Genomic DNA, 16,744 nt, shown 5'->3' on the forward strand with positions numbered 1-16,744 from the left:
ACAGAAAGAATTTTAGAACAGCGATCGCCCTAAAAAAAAGAGTTGCCGACGATCTGAAGCGATCGCCGACAACCGAAAAGGCTGTTAACACTTGATGGGTTAACCCGCCTCTATAAAATTTCCATCACCTAAAATCGGGATGACTGGATTCGAACCAGCGGCCCCTTCGTCCCGAACGAAGTGCGCTACCAAGCTGCGCCACATCCCGTAATTTATGACCATTTATCAGTCTATGGCCTCATAGCCAGAATTGTCAAGTAATTTCTGGCAGATGATTGTAAAAAGGTTTGTCCAGAGCGATCGCAACTGCGAGCGAGTTGAACCCTAGGCCAGTATCATAAGGATGATGTCTTTTAAAAATGTTAGGGCATAAGCGTGAGTGTAAAACCAGATTGGCTGCGGGTCAAAGCCCCGCAATGGGAGCGCGTCGGCAACGTTAAGGAAATATTGCGGGATTTAGCCCTCAATACCGTCTGTGAAGAAGCATCCTGTCCCAATATCGGAGAGTGCTTCCACAACGGGACCGCGACTTTCCTGATTATGGGGCCAGCCTGTACCCGTGCCTGCCCCTACTGCGATATTGATTTTGAGAAAAAGCCCCAAGCCCTAGACCCCACGGAACCCATTCGGTTAGCGGAAGCCGTGCGGCGAATGCGCCTGAATCATGTGGTGATTACCTCAGTGAATCGGGATGATTTGCCTGATGGGGGAGCCAACCAATTCCGGCGATGTATTCAGGAAGTTCGGGCTGCTTCCCCCGGCACCACCATTGAAGTATTAATCCCGGACCTCTGTGGGAATTGGCAAGCCTTAGAGGTGATTTTGCAAGCTGAACCGGAAGTGCTCAATCATAATACCGAAACGGTGCCGCGTCTGTATCGCCGGGTGCGTCCCCAAGGCAACTATGAGCGCAGTTTGGAATTATTGCGGCGATCGCGCCAACTGGCACCGGGGTTGTACACCAAATCGGGAATCATGCTCGGACTCGGGGAAACCGATGAGGAAATTCAACAGGTGCTGCAAGATTTACGCGCTGTGGAGTGCGACATTTTAACCTTGGGACAATATATGCAACCGACCCCGAAACATCTACCTGTGGTGAATTGGGTCACCCCAGAGCAATTTACCGCATGGCAGCAGCTTGGGGAGTCCTGGGGATTTTTACAAATTGTAGCCTCTCCCTTGACTCGCAGTTCCTATCATGCCGAGCAAGTCCGGGCTTTGATGGAACGGTATCCTCGGGTGAATAGCCGCAACCCCCAAACGGTTGTTTAGGGGAAGGATTGAGGAAAACTGATGGATAATAAGCCGACTTTCCCCGCCACGAAACCTCAGACCCTCGGAATTTTGGGGGCTGGGGTTTGGGGGCGGACGTTGGGACAGTTAGTGAGCCAAAATGGTCATCCGGTGGAATATTGGTGCAGGAGTGGCGATCGCAGTTTAGAGGAGATTGTCACTGGGGCGGATATTCTCCTGTCTGCGGTATCCATGAAAGGAGTGGCCCCGGTTTTGTCCCAAGTTAGAGCCATTGGTCTTGCCACAGATACCATTATCGTAACGGCAACCAAAGGGTTAGACCCCCAAACGACCTGTACGGCAGCGCAACTCTGGCAACGGGCATTTAGCGATCGCCCCGTGGTGGTGTTAGCTGGACCGAATCTGTCCAAGGAAATTCAACAGGGATTACCCGCAGCAACGGTGGTAGCAAGTAACGATGAGAGTGCCGCCAGTTTGGTTCAAGAGGTGTTTTCTTCTAGTAACTTTCGGGTTTATACCAATCCGGACCCCTTGGGGGTAGAACTGGGGGGGACCCTTAAAAATGTCATGGCGATCGCCTCGGGGGTCTGCGATGGACTCCAACTGGGCACCAATGCCAAAGCGGCTTTACTCACCCGAGGACTGACTGAAATCATTCGCATTGGCATCCATTGGGGGGCGCAAATGGAAACCTTTTACGGATTGTCAGGACTTGGTGATTTACTAGCAACCTGTAACAGCCCTCTTAGCCGCAATTATCAAGTGGGCTATCAATTGGCACAAGGCAAGACCCTGGCTGAGATTCTCCCGGATTTAGAAGGGACAGCCGAAGGGGTAAATACCACCCAGGTGTTAATTCAACGGGCTAAAACTTTGGAGATTTCCGTTCCTATTTCCTATCAGGTGCATCAGTTACTCGAAGGCCAAATTACCCCCAAAGATGCGGTTGAAGCCCTGATGCTGCGGGATATAAAGCCCGAGTAATGTCCCGATATCTAAGCAACCGGAAACTAAACCGGCTCTTTTGTGATCTCAATTCTAACCCCCCGTGATCCGGAACCGTGGCGATCGGTGATGAAAATTAACGAAGGGGCTGATAGAAGTCACCTCAAGTTGAGGGAATACTTTCTATACTTGCGAGTAGGGTTCTGGGACAGGAATTTTTCTGTTTCTTCCAAGAACCTGCCTGTTTGATGTAAAATATTGCGAATTCACCGAACGGCGAATTCACCGAACAGGGGCAGCCCTGTTTCGGGAATTAAACCGCCAAATCCCTTAAGTAACTCACTTTATAACTGACAGTAACGTTATGTAACGGAACGGTCAGATGTGACAAAAAGTCTGATATCGAGGGAATATTGATAACAAAGCAGTCAAGAACCGCAAACCACCGATCACCTGGAGACGCTGGGAAGATCACCATGCCAGGAATTTCTCTTTACCCTAATACAGAAGACGACAATCCACTATTGCCCTCCGACTTCGAGCTGGATGCTCCCGAGGACAATGACTTAGACCTGACCTCCGATTCCATTGCAGTCGAGCTGGAAATGGAGGAACCGGACACGGTTGAAATCTCTCAAGCCCCCACTCGTCGCACCACCGACCTGGTTCGGTTGTACCTCCAGGAAATTGGGCGCGTGCGGTTGCTCGGGCGAGAAGAAGAGGTTGTGGAAGCCCAGAAAGTGCAGCGCTATATGCAAATCAAAGAGATGCGTGATGCGGCGGCTACTGAGGAAAATCCAGAACTGCAACGGTATGTTCGCCTGGTTGATACTCGCGATCGCCTCGCCTCTCTCTTAGGACATCGACCCTCCTTAGAGCGATGGGCTGCGGAAGCGGGAGAGCAAGTCACTGACCTCAAGCCGATTTTGGCTGCTGGGAAACGTCAATGGGCGGCCCTGGCATCTTTGACGGTGGAGGAACTGGAACGCACTCAAGCCGAAGGAATTGGCGCGAAGGAACACATGATTGAGGCCAACCTCCGTCTCGTGGTTTCCGTGGCGAAGAAGTATCAAAACCGAGGGTTAGAGCTCTTGGATTTAGTCCAAGAAGGCACTCTGGGTTTAGAAAGGGCGGTGGATAAGTTCGATCCGACCAAGGGGTATCGGTTTAGCACGTATGCATACTGGTGGATTCGTCAGGGGATTACCCGGGCGATCGCCACCCAAAGTCGCACCATTCGCTTGCCGGTTCACATTACCGAAAAGCTCAATAAAATTAAAAAGGCCCAGCGCAAGCTGTCCCAAGAAAAAGGCCGCACCGCCAGCATCGAAGATGTTGCCAAGGAATTAGAGATGACTCCGGCACAAGTCCGGGAAGTGTTATTGCGAGTTCCTCGGTCTGTGTCTTTGGAAACTAAGGTGGGCAAGGAGAAAGATACGGAACTGGGAGATTTACTCGAAACCGATGATATCTCTCCGGAAGAAAAGTTGATGCAAGAAGCTTTGCATCGGGAGTTGCATCACCTCCTGGCAGATTTAACCAGTCGAGAACGGGATGTGATTGGAATGCGGTTTGGATTGACGGATGGACATCCCTACTCCTTAGCCGAAATTGGTCGTGCTCTGGACCTGTCTCGGGAACGAGTCCGTCAAATTGAGTCCAAGGCCCTGCAAAAGTTGCGGCAGCCGAAGCGACGCAACCGCGTCCGAGATTATCTGGAATTGTTAACTTAGAGGGAAACGCTCATCGCTTCAGGGGAGTTTTTCTACTCCCTGTGAGCAATGGCGCGATCGCCTCATCGGTCAGGGTGGTTGGTGGATGCTCAAAAAACTTGCTCCCCCGCGACTGCTATCACAAGGGGGACTATCTACTGCATAATATGGCGATCGCCTTTCACAAGTCGGGAGGGCGATTTTTGCGCGGGGGGGTCCCAGGTCAGAATGGTGAAGTTTTGGCCCGTTTAAAATTGTTATAAAACTTAAAACTCTGAGGGATGAAAATTCCTGCACTGCCCTCACCGTGGGGATTTTGTACCCGGTGTCGCCACAACCAACCGGGAACATTTACAATGGGTCCTCATTCCCCCGAGCCGCTTTACCAACTCCAGAATGCTTACCCCTCATGGCGTTGAGCAATTAGAGAACCACCGATTGAGTAGGTGCTAATAATTGTCAATAAGCCCGCTTTGTTGCAAATTCTCAATTTATTGTGTATCCTTCTCAATAAAGAGGGTTTCTTGAGAAGAGAAAAAGATTGCTATGTCTTTCTACACGGCGTCCTCGCTTAAAGCTGAATTAAACGAACGGGGTTGGCGCTTAACCCCGCAACGAGAAACGATTTTACAAGTGTTTCAAAACCTTCCGAAAGGTGAGCATCTGAGTGCTGAAGACCTCTACGAACTTTTAAAAGAGGAAGGAGAGGCAATCAGTTTGTCTACCATCTATCGCACGGTCAAATTAATGGCGAGGATGGGAATTTTACGCGAATTAGAGTTAGCAGAAGGTCACAAACATTACGAAATTAATCAACCCTATCCTCACCATCATCACCATTTAATTTGTGTCAGATGTAACAAAACTATTGAATTTAAAAGCGACTCCATCTTAAAAGTAGGGATTAAAACCACCACCAAAGAAGGATACCATCTGCTCGATTGTCAACTCACCATCCATGCGGTTTGTCCCACCTGTCAGCGGGCATTGCTGCCAATTTAGGGGCAGAAATTAACCCTTCTACCCCCTCTGACGGCTAACTAGAAATAAGCCACGCGAGTATCGATGAGTCCGCGTTGTTTTAAAAGTTTCGCGCGGGTTTCAGCAACCTCCCGGCGCACATAAGAACCGGCATGAATGTAATTCCCCAATCGGTTTTCGGCCTCAAATGCATCGGGAAAAATTTCACGAACGGCGCTGAGGGCCAAAGTATTGCGCTTAGGAATTACAACTACATAAAACTTGCGGTCCAAAGCTTGGCGAGTGTCCGCACTGGCAACTCCAGAGGGAACGAACCCAAAACTTAATTGAAACTGTTTGAGGGCTTCTTCCGTGCGGGGTCCGAAGGTGCCATCGGCGGTACCAATGGGATAGCCTGCGGTAATTAACCGTTCTTGAAGAGATTTCACCGCAATGCCGCGATCGCCCAGTTTCAAATTTCCCGTCCCGTTCGTAGTGGCGACTGGGGTGACAGGTTGCCAGGATGGAGCCGCAGGAATCCGCGCTAATTGGCGATCTAAGACCCCCCGAGTAGTCGGTCCCACCTCTCCGGTCTGCTGGATATTAAATGCCTGTTGGAAGCGCAAAACTGCCTGTTGTGTCTCAAAATCAAACTGACTTGTGGAGGCCCGATTCAAATATCCTAACTGTCGTAACTGGTCCTGGAGGGCGCTCACTGATAAACCCGAGTCACCAAAACGAAGCACTTGATTGGTCGTTCCCACCTGGGTGACTTGACCAAAACTGGGATCCGGTCGTAATAATCGCTCGATCGCCGTTAACGTCTGCGGATCCACTCTTCCCGTCACCGGCAGGCTATTATCGCGCTGAAAACGCCTCACCGCGTCCTCGGTGATCTCACCATACAAGCTAGTTGGCTCCGCATTAAAATAGCCTAACTGTTGTAAGCGCAGTTGGATAGAGCGCACCGCTTCACTCTGATCACCCCGTTGGTAAGCCAAAACCTGGGTTGCCATGCTCAAGAGTGCGACAGTCAAGGCCACAGAGAACCAGCGAATCAATCCCGCACTAGAGAATTTTTTCCCCTTGAATCCTGCAAAAAATTTTCTCACCCCTGGGGCCAGAGGTTCTAAGGGGGCGGGGTGGGCATCATAGACGAGAAATAATTGAAGATAGGCAAAAGTTTCCATAGTGGTGTCGTTAAAGTGGAGTCAAAATACATCTGCAACCGTTATAGCAGCTTTTATCGACCCCGCGTACTTTCCATACCCCCTTCCCACCTGATTCAAGGGGTTGATGTCGGAACCTTTCCCCCGTCCCCCCTGGGGATAGCAGTCACGACCGATCGCCACTATCCCCTTCTGTACTGATTCTCGAATATTCTCTCTATAAGGGATGTTAGATAACCGCAATTATCACCCTGAAATTTGCCCTGAAATTTGCCCTGAAATTTGCCCTGAAATTTGACACCCTAAGCTCCCGCTTAAGCGAGAATAACCCCTGAAATGGATCAATTTTTCCAAGCGGGTAAGCGCACACTAAAGACGCTGCCTTTGCCTAACACTGACTGGACATCAATGGTTCCATTATGAGCTTCGGTAATTCGTTTACACAGGTGTAGGCCCAAACCGCTTCCCGATCGCTTGTGCTTGCCGGGAAGAAATCTTTGAAACAATAAGCTTTGATCCGCCTCACTAATCCCAGCACCGTTATCAGCTACTGCGATCGCAATCCAGTTGGGAACCCCTGCATTTTTAGGAACGACCTCTTCCGTAATGCGAATCTCGATGATCCCATTGTCGGTAAACTTGATCGCATTCCCCACTAAATTAGTCACAAGGCGACGCAGTTCTAGGCGATCGCCCCGGACGAACCCCGAAGTTTTGTTGGATCCATCAACTGCCGTTCCATACTTAACCTTGATTTGGGTTTCTTTTTCCTGGGCGATCGGCAGCAGTTCCTCGATAATTTCCTGAATCAGTTGCGGCATATCAACCAACGAGAAATTCAGATTTTTGCGATCGGCTTCGTAGCGGTACACCTCCAGCAACGTATTCACCATTTTCAACAGATTTTGGTTACTCCGCACCATCGTGGTGAAGACTTCATCCATCTGAGGCGTGATCGGTCCGAGGGCTCCTTGTTTGAGTAGGTTCACCATTCGATCCGCCGCGACTAACGGAGTTCGCAAATCATGGGTCAGCCTGGATACGAAATCCTCGCGCTGACGGGCGATTTCATCCCGCTCATCTACACTATGCTTGAGGCGCAACAAACTCCGCACCCGCGCTAAGAGTTCATCCAGTTCGACGGGTTTGCGGATAAAATCATCGGCCCCGAGATCCAATCCCTCAACCACACTGGGTTGATCGTGAGCGGTGATCAGCAAAATGGGGATAAAGGGCCGCTTTTTTTTGGGGTCGCGAATCCGCCGGGTAACTTCATAGCCATCCATTCCCGGCATCATAATATCCAGCAATACCAAGTCTGGCGGTGATTCTTCAATTTGCGCTAAAGCAGCATAGCCGCTATCTGCCTGAGTGATGTCATATCCCTCTTCTTCCAAAATTGTCTTGACGAGCAAGACATTATCAGGAGAGTCATCGACAACCAGGATGCGGTCTGTTTTTGGGTTCTGAGGCAAGGAGGGATCGCTCATTTATCTATAAAAATTGGACTGGGCTCAAATAAGCAGTTTGGGTGGTACGGAAATTGTCTCACCCTACCGCTTTTGATGTTCTCGCTCTTTAGACGGATTTTATCGGATTTTACTTAGGGTAAGGAGTTGCCTAGGGGATATTTCTTTGACTTGCATTGAATTCAGAGTGCTGGATAGTGGGCTAATCGTCGGAAAAAGTGTTGCTACCTCTAGTTCCACGCAATGTCTGAAATTCCCGAGGGCCTAAAATCTCGGGCCGAACTTTTTGGGCTTGGGGCGATCGCCCTTAATCCCGAATTGTCCCGAGGGGGTCCCCACCCTTCCGAACCCGCCTAATTTTCTCCAGGTAAAGAAATAATCTTCTGGAGGGGCGACTTTGGGGCTCAGAACCCAGGGTAATCGGGGGCCAGCAATGCCAGGAATGGAACAATGGCGATCGGTGCTAGTTTTTATATCCAATGAAATAATTTAGGGAAAATTTATCTAAGGGAGTTATTTCTGTAGATAGATGAAATAATTTCACAGGGTAAAAAATCGATATTTTTTAAAATAAACCGGACAAAATCTCTATCTAAAGATATAAAAACATTAAAGTAACGAAACTCAGTTCATCCCGAGATAGATTGACAGTTAACCTAAAGATTTGTAACAATCAATTCAGTTCAACTTGATAAAAAGAGAAGATTTCTTTTATGACTGCTAATTTGACAGGAAAAAGCCAAATTCGTTCCCAAGGAACTCTAGACATCGTTAATGAATTTGAAAAATTGAGTACCGATGATAAATTGGCTCTGCTGTATTGGATTTACGAGAAAATGGGAGATTCCATTACTCCCGCCGCGCCGGGAGCAGCGGAACCGAACATTGCACCGATGCTGATGGATGACTACTATGACCTCTCTGATGATGAGCAGCTTCAGATCATGAGGGATATTGTGGAACGGAAAGATACGGTTTATTCCCATGCTTATGGGGCTTTATCCGCTAATAATCAATTAGTCGTCTGGTATGCCTGGGCCGTGGGAATGGGCGATCGCATTGTAGATATGCCTTCCGATTACCAATCCACTCCGGAAACCGAGCGCATTCTGTCCCATATCGAACAGGCTTCATTCGAGGAACAAATTTCGATTTTCCGAGAAATCGCTGGTGAAATGGGCTATACTGCCGCTACTTCTGTCCCCACCCAAGCTGAAACGGGTGTAACCCCGAGCTTATAATTTCAATGCTCGACCATAACAGCATAAATTTTGTAGGGACGCACTGCGGTGCGTCCTTACAATTTGTCTGTTTTTATTATTAAAGATATAAAAGTTGTTAATCACGGGGATAAACCCGAGGTAGAGGGATTAAATAATTAGTTTAATCCCCCGGGGTTATGTAGAAATATGACTCCAAGAAATGAATCGGACATTTTTTTAAAAAGTGGGAGTATTGTGTTCCACATTCTCAGGAGGGAGCAAGATGCTCCCACTCATTAAGGGTCGGGTAATCAGGATTTAAACGGGCTATATTTAGGGAGATTTGAATTTTTAGATGGCCTTAATCAAGCAAGCTCTGAGATAGAGCGAGGGATTTGAATCGAGAAAGTCGAACCTTCATTAATCTGACTTTTTACCGAAATCGTCCCCTTCATCAGGCGAACTAAAGAGTCACACAGAGCTAATCCTAAGCCGGTGCCCGAATATTCGCGAGTGGTGGTTTGATCGCCTTGGCGGAAGGCTTCAAAAATATGATTAAGCTGTTCAGGAGGGATGCCGATGCCGGTATCCTTGACGAAAATTTCCACCGAATCCGGGGAGGGACTGGAGAGTAAAACTTCTACCCCACCGGAGGCGGTAAACTTAATGGCATTGGAAATCAAATTGGTAACCACCTGGCGCAGCCGTAAGCGATCGCCGACAACCCGGGGATGATCCAAGGTGGAATTAAACTGCAACGTTAAATTCTTACGTTGGGCAAAAATTCGCAATTCCTCACAGGTGGCACTGACTAATAAATCGACTTCAAACTCTTCTAACTTCAGTTCAGAATGACCCGCCTCAATTTTAGACAAGTCGAGGATATCATCAATTAAAGCGAGTAATTGCTTGCCATTATTGAGGATGCGTTCCACCATTTGTTTTTGCTGAGGAGCCAAGGGATGGCGGCGTCCCCGCAACAGGACCTGGGAAAAGCCCAAAATTGAATTCATCGGAGTCCGCAGTTCGTGAGACATGGTGGCTAAAAACTCCGATTTGAGGCGAGATGCCTCCTTGAGTTGGCAGTTCTGACGTTCGATCTGTTGACGTTTGGACTCTAGTTCCTGATTTTGACAAGCCAAAGTATGATTTTGAGCTTGTAACAGTTGATCGCGCTCCTCTAAAATTTCGATAGAGCGGGCATTGTTAATGGCGATCGCCGCTTGTTCACCCACTGCGGTGACCATTTGACGGAGGTCCTCCACCTCAAAGGCCGCCAAATCTTCCCAATTGCCCACGGCGAGGACCCCCAAACGCCCTGCCCGCGCCGACTCAATCGGCACGGCATAGACACAAGCGGGTAACTCCCCGGGGAGGATTTCGGTTTGGGAATCGGAAGTCAGTCCATCGAGAGAATGGCATCGCAACAGAGACTGACCCGTAGCAAACACCTCGGAGAGTAAAGAATCCTTGGTTTTCAAATGGATTCCGATGGGTAAATTTTGGGTACCTGTACCGGCAGTTGCCATTAATTCCAGACGGTCCACTTGGCGATCGTGAAGGACGATTAGGCAAAACTGGGCCTTGGGGATGGCCGAGCAGACGGCTTCTACCATCAATTGCAACAACCGGGGTAAATCAGCAATCCGCTGGTTGAGCAAATTTGCCAACTGTTGGAGTGTCCGTAACTGGCGTTGCCGTTCCCCTAAAATGCTAACCGTCTTGCGGAGACTTTCTCCGGTCTCCCGAGCTTCCCGGTAGAGGATAGCTTTTTCTAGGGTCATGGCACCCCGACGCACCAAATCTTCAACCAGAGACAGGTCGCTGGGAGTATAGGCTGCATCCTCTTTTAAAGGCACAGGACTAGAACTGGGCTGATTGCCGCGCACGAGGAGAATGGAGCCAAAGGTGCGATCGCCGAAGGAGATGGGTAACCAAATATAGGACTTAACATCAAGCGATCGCAACAGTTCCAGATGTTCTGCATCCTGCGCCACTGCTGCGAGTTCATCGTCAGAAATGCCAAAACAAAACTCCGTCCCATTCTGCCGTTCTCCACAGTCGGAGCTAGACTCAAAGCGGCGAATCTCGCTGAGTTGTTGCAAATAGCTGTACCGACCCTCCCCATTCACCGGGTACCGATTTTGCAAGGCCCAAACCGTCGATTTCTTCAAGGGGTTCAGGCAAGCGACGGTCACACAACGATAGTCTCCATCTGAGGACCCCAGAGGTCTAGTGCCAGTTTCCATGACATTGATCACGCACCAATCGGCAAACCGAGGCACCAGCAGTCTCCCCAAATTCTCCAGGGTCGTTTGGTAATCCAGGGATGCGGTGAGTAGGGTGGTCGCTTCCGCTAAAAAGGAGCGGGATTCAGCAATGCGCTGGCGTTCCGTACTCAGCAGGGTCTTAGCCGCTTCCGCCACTTTGCGGGCTAACTGTTCGCGCAGGAGCAATTCCTCTTTGAGTTGTCGTCCATTTTCCAGTTCCCGTCTTTGCTTGCGGACTAAGCGTTCTAAATCATGATTGAGCTGGGCAACTTTTTCTTCCTTCTCCTTGTGCGGGGTAATATCTCGGGAAACCGCGATCGCTTCGGATTCCCTCCCTAACCCAGGGTGATGGGCCCAGCCCAGGGTCGTTTCCAAGCAAATATAGGACCCATCTTTGCGCCGATGGCGATAGGTGACCCGATCCGTAGAGGATTCCCCGGTTAATCCCTCAAAGATTCCCTTAACTACCTCCACATCCTGGGGATGAACAAACTCATAAATACTTTGCCCCACCAGTTCATCGGGTTCATATCCCAACAAGGAACGACTGGCATGAGAGGCATACAGATAAAGTCCCTCGGGACTATGGCGAGCAATTAAGTCCTGGGACTGTTCGACCATGAACTGATATGTGGGGTCGTTGAGTTCCCTCAAAGAGTCTTGATCTTTTGTAAAATTGTCAATCTCCTGGAGGTAGACAATCACGGTACAAGGATGGCACTCCTCCGGGTCAAAATCCGGATCAAATAAGGGCTGAAGCTTGAGGGAGACCCAGGTAAGGGTGTCATCGGGTTTGCAAATCCCCAGGATGGTATTGGATTGCGCTTCTCCCGTCTCGAAGGTGATGGCGACGGGATGGAGATCGCCTTCAACAGGTGAACCGTCGAGGAAGATGCTGGAATAGCCTGCATCTTGATACGAGCGTCCGATCAACTCCCGAACACTTACGCCTAAAATTCTTTCGGCCCTGGGATTGCAGGTGGTGAGAATCCCATCGGCATCATAAATGAGCACCCCTTCGTCTCCCGGGGTTTGGTGGGACTCTTGAGGATGACCCGAACCCCCGCTGATGGCTGGTTCTGACCTTTTTCCTGGGGAACTACTGGAACTACCCGGTTCCATCTCTGTGCGGTAGTGGATGCTATCGTGAAGGCGATCGCGATCTCTACCGGCATAGTTTTTCTGGACCCTGGGATTCTCCTGGGCTGGGTTCTCCTGGGGGTCTGGGGAGTTTTGGGGAGAGGGTGAAGCTCCAAAATACTCGGAAATCCTCGGTGAGCAGTCCTGTGGGGTGGGTGGGTGGTTTTGGTTCAAGGCGATGGTTTCCCTCCCATTGAGAAGCGGAGATTTTCTCTCCCGGTTCTGGGTGGGTGAGAAATGATTTTCTTGGGAAGGGTGGGATAAGAAGGCAGAAAGGGACTCCCGGAGATCGCGGGGTTTCTCTGTTGTGGGTTGGTGGGATGCGGAGACAGCGGAACGGCGATCGCGCTTGCATTGGCTCTGGTAATCGGTCTGTGCGGATCCGGTTACGAGGTCTGGGTTTGGGTTCTGGGGTGAGGGTTCAAGGCGATCGCCCCGGGTATTTTCGAGGCCCTCTGTTGCGTCATCCCCGCCCTCTGGAGAAAGCTTTTCTAGGGTTTCTGAGGCTTGCTGAATCATCCCTTCTAGCAAGTCTAGTTGAGAGGCATTCAAAGCCGATCGCCCTTCAGGGACGACAAATAGCAGTCCCACCTTTTGAGCGTCACCCTTGCCGATCACCGGAAATAGCAGCACAGACCCCAGTTCGGTGACCGGGACTTCACAGCCTTCCCCTTCCGGTAAGGCAATAGACCAAACCACCGCTTCCGGGGAAGGCGATCGCAAAATCTGATCCGGGAAGGCTCTCAGCAGTAAGCTTTCTAACCGTTCCCACAGGGAATCCGCCAGGAGGCGATGGCAATTCATCACCCCTTGCAATTCCCCCCCCTGGTCCCAAAGAAGACCGGCGATATAATAGGGACTAATTAAATCCAGGGTTTGGAACAGTTCAGCGAAATCCTCCTCATTCTCTATTCTCGGCAGTCTTTGAGTCGGTGAGTCATCGAGGGATTCTGGGGCCGTTGTCTGGGGGGACTGGGCGCGCACAAGGGGGAGTGGGCGATCGCGATCGGCCAGTTGAGCCTGGAGTAAGCGAACTTCTTCCTGAGTTTCTGCATACAGACTAAAACAGGCTTGTTCTCGCTGTTTCCGTTTCGTAATATCCCGCATCAGGGTCACCGCCCCTAATTTGATGCCGCCCGGGTTAAAAATCGGATGACTATTCGCCAGCATGATCCGGGGTGTTCCCGTTTTAGGAGTCACCACTAATTCTTGTTCTGATGGCGTTTCCGTCTGGAAAGCTTCCCATAGGGGCAACCCTTCCGGTGAAGTGGGCCCGGGTTCCACCGTTTCCGGTTTGCTCTGGGAATGACTCACACCAACCCCACTCCCTGAAGGGGATGGGTCCGGTGTCCCTGGGAGTTTTTCCTCGGGGGGACCGGATTCTGAGGCATTCTGCGGGGGTTTCTGTCCGGCTAATCCATATAATTCCTGGGCCGCCTGATTAAAAATTTGGATGGTTCCATTGGCATCCCCGGCAATAATCGCCTCGGAACAAGAGGCGATGAGATTTTCTATAAATTCTTGTTTGGCTTGGAGTTGGATCTGGGTTTGCTTGAGGCGATCGATATCCGTAAACGTTCCCTGCCATCCCACCACTTCGCCCTTGTTCCCCTCCAGGGGAAAGGCTTGGACGAGCACCCAGCGATAGATGCCGTCCCTTCCTAACAAGCGCAGTTCCATTTCACAAACCGCAACCCCTAAGCGTTTTTGACTTAGGTCGGTAGGAGTTTCTGGGCTGGATAATACATGATGCCAAATGGGTCTATCTTCCGGGTGGATAGCTTGTAAAAAGCCACCAGCCAAGGAAACCTTCCGGTCCATCCCCGTATAGGTTTGTCCGGTTAGGTTTAATTCAGTCAGGGCCCCGCTCGCATCGGCTTTCCACAGGATTTGTCCCCCCAAGCCAATCGCTGAATCTGCCTCTGTAGTCGGTAAATGGTTTACCAAGGGTTGCTGCGGTGAGTTGAAAGGGGTGAGAGAGTGGCGAGGTCTTCGATTATTAAATTGAGGATTGGTAGGGTTATTCATCTGGGTTGACTCCATCCCGATTGTCATAAAATGTGGTAAATTGTGGGTCTATTTGAGGAATTGAGTGAGGGGTTCATCCTCATTAGGCTATTGCTTTTTAGGTTTTTTTAGGATAAGGTTCAGGGAATTTATCGCACTTTAAATAAAAGGTCTTTATACGGATGCAAGCTCGGCAGGACAAGGGAAATATCATACATGAATTGGGATTAATTCGTCCCCAGAGTATCAATTAGTTTAAAGGAGTGACCTCTCCTGGAGGTCGATTTGATAAAATCTTAAGAAAAACGTTATAATTGCCCCATCTCTAATCGGGGAAAGGTTTCTGAGGGCATTGACAAAGGAGCAGTCTGGTGGAAATGCCATCGGGAAGATGGGACGCCAAAAGCTCAGAGCGAGGGAAAGTTTTGCCCCCACTGCTTCTGCGGGAACCCGCGAATCCGAGTTCTAGGAAAGGGAAAGGCAAAAGCTGGGGAGGCGATCGCCTGGGGAGATTCTCGTACCCTGGGCGGATGACATGGAACCCCCGATGATCGCTACCGGCGGGAAAACAGGAATTCTTCTCCAGAGGGATAGGACAGTTGTCTGTGCAAAAAAAACACTCCATCACCTTCCCTCGATCGGTTTGAATGCCTGCCCTGGGCATAGAAATGGTGCAGTTACTCGGGACAGTTCAAGGCTCCAATTTCCCCAGACCCCTAAGACAATTGATAAAATAATAAAGTTTAGAGACCTCCGTTGCGCGAATTCTGAAATCCCTTGTCCAATGGGGCTTCTAATCATTCAATGGTGATGCTTAACACCAAAAAGGACTCAATAACTGTAGTCTTAGATAATATAAATGTATCCGGATTAGATACTAACCACCTCTATCAATAGGTGGAATTCGCTCTGGGAAACGAATTCATCCGATCAAAAGGGAACCGAGATACCCCCTGAACCCACAGAAGGAACCCCAGGAATGAGCGCCAAGGAACACTCAGTTTTCCCCCTCAATCCAAAGAGGATCCTGGATGGGAACGGTAATCATTTGAAAACCCTAGGCGGGCTTCCCCCGAGGCGGAATGTGAGCAAGAATCAGGAGGGGAAAACGACCCTTGAGGGAAAAGGCCCCCAGAGTGGGAAGCACTTTGATAAACTGGTTTCAGAGACCTACTTTTTGCGGGCATCGGATTTATTTTGACCCTCTGGGTCATCACGAACGTAGCCCCAGATTGTTAAACTTTTGTTTTCCCTTGTGGAAAGTTATATCAAAAGTCCGCACCCCTAACGACTGGAAGGGGCTTCTGGTAACCATCCAGACTGAAATGCAAAAAGAAAGCCAATCACGCCGTTAGTACAGAATTGAAGAATACCCCCGAGGACGCTGGTACAGTATTGGTTAGAAACCAGGTTTTTCAGAACATCCTTGATCTGAAAGGGTCCAAGAAAGGTCCGCAAACCCCGGTTTCTTGTCCCTGGGATCTAAAACTGTAGCAATGCCCTAGTTCAGCGGACATTTGAGTCGCGGTGTGTGAAGTGGCAGATACGGGTTTCGGAGGGTTCCCCGGAAGAGATCTCTGAAAAAAACTCTCCAATCTCCAACTTTTCGCTGTAAACGACGGGGTTGAGACCCTTTTTAATAGATGAGTGAAATTCGCGTTGCTTTAGTTGAAGACCATGATCTGACTCGGATCGGAATCCGAACGGCTTTGCAGCAATCTGATGGAATCGTCGTTGTCGGCGATGCTGCCAACGGCACCTCGGGATTGAAATTGCTGATGGACACAAAGCCGGATATTGGGATTGTTGACATTGGGTTACCTGATATTGATGGAATTGAGGTGACGCAGCGACTGCAACAAGCACAAGCGGCTCAAGGACAGAATCCCAAAACCAAAATCTTGATCTTGACCTTTCAGGATAATGAAGATGCGGTTCTGGCTGCATTTGCTGCCGGTGCAGATTCTTACTGCATGAAGGATATTAGCTTTGAGGAATTGCTGGGAGTGGTGCGCCTCACCTACGAAGGTAACTCCTGGATTGATCCGGCGATCGCTGGGATCGTCCTCAAGCAGGCGCGCACGACAAATACCCAACCGACCCTCGGTTCTCAGAAGAAAGAAACGGTAACGATTAAGGCTCCGGAACCGGAATATAGCCAAATTATCGAAGCCTATCCTCTGACGGAACGAGAACTAGAAGTTTTAGAGTTGATTGTCCAAGGATACAATAATGCGGAAATTTCCGAAAAGCTGTACATCACAGTGGGTACGGTGAAAACTCACGTTCGGAATATATTAAACAAGCTCTGTGCGAATGACCGCACCCAAGCCGCAGTTTTAGCGCTGCGCTCTGGGTTAGTGGGATAAGAGGAGGGATTGGAGTGGCAAGGATGGGGAGTTTGGCGGCGATCGCACAGGTGCTTTGAGAACGGGTTCTCCCCGACCCCGAATCGATCTACCTTGGGATAGAGGTATAACTCCCCAGGGGTTTAGTAAGCTAAAGATATTGATCACTCAAGAACTAGACCGTTTTAATCCTCGGAATATCGCGGTTAAACGGCCTAAACTTGGGCAGGGCGATCGCCGATGCCCTAGAAGTCAGCAGGTACTT

Annotated in this window: 9 protein-coding genes and 1 tRNA gene; 6 read left to right on the top strand and 4 right to left on the bottom strand. The window is 49.7% G+C overall.

The features are described from left to right. Positions 1-134: 134 nt before the first annotated feature. Positions 135-208: transfer RNA gene (locus NG795_RS11695), tRNA-Pro, on the bottom strand. A 167-nt stretch (positions 209-375) separates the two neighbouring features. Between NG795_RS11695 and lipA the strand changes: the two genes are divergently transcribed. The 4 genes from lipA (at position 376) to NG795_RS11715 (ending at position 4,916) form a co-directional block, all read left to right on the top strand. Continuing rightward, positions 376-1,275 carry a lipoyl synthase gene (gene lipA / locus NG795_RS11700; RefSeq protein WP_367288848.1) on the top strand — a complete coding sequence of 300 codons (900 nt, stop codon included), beginning with the start codon at positions 376-378 and terminating at the stop codon, positions 1,273-1,275. Positions 1,276-1,296: 21 nt separating this feature from the next. Then, complete coding sequence (locus tag NG795_RS11705) at positions 1,297-2,241, top strand: NAD(P)H-dependent glycerol-3-phosphate dehydrogenase (protein WP_367288849.1); 945 nt, start codon at positions 1,297-1,299, stop codon at positions 2,239-2,241. A 437-nt stretch (positions 2,242-2,678) separates the two neighbouring features. Then, positions 2,679-3,935, top strand: a complete 1,257-nt coding sequence (gene sigC / locus NG795_RS11710) for an RNA polymerase sigma factor SigC (protein WP_367288850.1) — start codon at positions 2,679-2,681, stop codon at positions 3,933-3,935. 525 nt (positions 3,936-4,460) lie between these two features. Continuing rightward, the gene (locus tag NG795_RS11715) at positions 4,461-4,916 is read left to right on the top strand and encodes a Fur family transcriptional regulator (protein WP_367288851.1); all 456 of its coding nucleotides are present in this window, start codon (positions 4,461-4,463) and stop codon (positions 4,914-4,916) included. A 38-nt stretch (positions 4,917-4,954) separates the two neighbouring features. On the opposite strand, the gene NG795_RS11720 is transcribed toward NG795_RS11715, so the two are convergent. Both NG795_RS11720 and NG795_RS11725 read right to left on the bottom strand, forming a co-directional pair. Continuing rightward, the gene (locus NG795_RS11720) at positions 4,955-6,064 is read right to left on the bottom strand and encodes a peptidoglycan-binding domain-containing protein (RefSeq protein ID WP_367288852.1); all 1,110 of its coding nucleotides are present in this window, start codon (positions 6,062-6,064) and stop codon (positions 4,955-4,957) included. A gap of 320 nt (positions 6,065-6,384) precedes the next feature. Then, entirely contained in the window at positions 6,385-7,533 is a 1,149-nt protein-coding gene (locus NG795_RS11725) for a hybrid sensor histidine kinase/response regulator (RefSeq protein ID WP_367288853.1), read from the bottom strand. A gap of 692 nt (positions 7,534-8,225) precedes the next feature. Here NG795_RS11725 and NG795_RS11730 point away from each other — a divergent pair. Continuing rightward, a complete protein-coding gene (locus NG795_RS11730) occupies positions 8,226-8,753 on the top strand; it encodes an orange carotenoid protein N-terminal domain-containing protein (protein ID WP_367288854.1) in 528 nt (175 codons plus the stop codon). 326 nt (positions 8,754-9,079) lie between these two features. Here the strand turns inward: NG795_RS11730 and NG795_RS11735 are convergent, their stop codons facing one another. Further along, the gene (locus NG795_RS11735) at positions 9,080-14,152 is read right to left on the bottom strand and encodes a PAS domain S-box protein (protein ID WP_367288855.1); all 5,073 of its coding nucleotides are present in this window, start codon (positions 14,150-14,152) and stop codon (positions 9,080-9,082) included. A 1,622-nt stretch (positions 14,153-15,774) separates the two neighbouring features. On the opposite strand from NG795_RS11735, the gene NG795_RS11740 reads away from it, so the two are divergent. Beyond that, positions 15,775-16,500, top strand: a complete 726-nt coding sequence (locus NG795_RS11740) for a response regulator transcription factor (RefSeq protein WP_261200845.1) — start codon at positions 15,775-15,777, stop codon at positions 16,498-16,500. The last annotated feature ends 244 nt before the right edge of the window (positions 16,501-16,744 follow it).

The sequence above is a fragment of the Laspinema palackyanum D2c genome (assembly GCF_025370875.1).
Classification (GTDB): Bacteria; Cyanobacteriota; Cyanobacteriia; order Cyanobacteriales; family Laspinemataceae; genus Laspinema; species Laspinema palackyanum.

Excerpts from the sequence above, each read along its gene's own strand:
- NG795_RS11705 (WP_367288849.1), top strand. The coding sequence starts at position 1,297 with ATGGATAATAAGCCGACTTTCCCCGCCACGAAACCTCAGACCCTCGGA.
- sigC (WP_367288850.1), top strand. The coding sequence starts at position 2,679 with ATGCCAGGAATTTCTCTTTACCCTAATACAGAAGACGACAATCCACTA.
- NG795_RS11715 (WP_367288851.1), top strand. The coding sequence starts at position 4,461 with ATGTCTTTCTACACGGCGTCCTCGCTTAAAGCTGAATTAAACGAACGG.
- NG795_RS11720 (WP_367288852.1), bottom strand. The coding sequence starts at position 6,064 with ATGGAAACTTTTGCCTATCTTCAATTATTTCTCGTCTATGATGCCCAC.
- NG795_RS11725 (WP_367288853.1), bottom strand. The coding sequence starts at position 7,533 with ATGAGCGATCCCTCCTTGCCTCAGAACCCAAAAACAGACCGCATCCTG.
- NG795_RS11730 (WP_367288854.1), top strand. The coding sequence starts at position 8,226 with ATGACTGCTAATTTGACAGGAAAAAGCCAAATTCGTTCCCAAGGAACT.
- NG795_RS11735 (WP_367288855.1), bottom strand. The coding sequence starts at position 14,152 with ATGAATAACCCTACCAATCCTCAATTTAATAATCGAAGACCTCGCCAC.
- NG795_RS11740 (WP_261200845.1), top strand. The coding sequence starts at position 15,775 with ATGAGTGAAATTCGCGTTGCTTTAGTTGAAGACCATGATCTGACTCGG.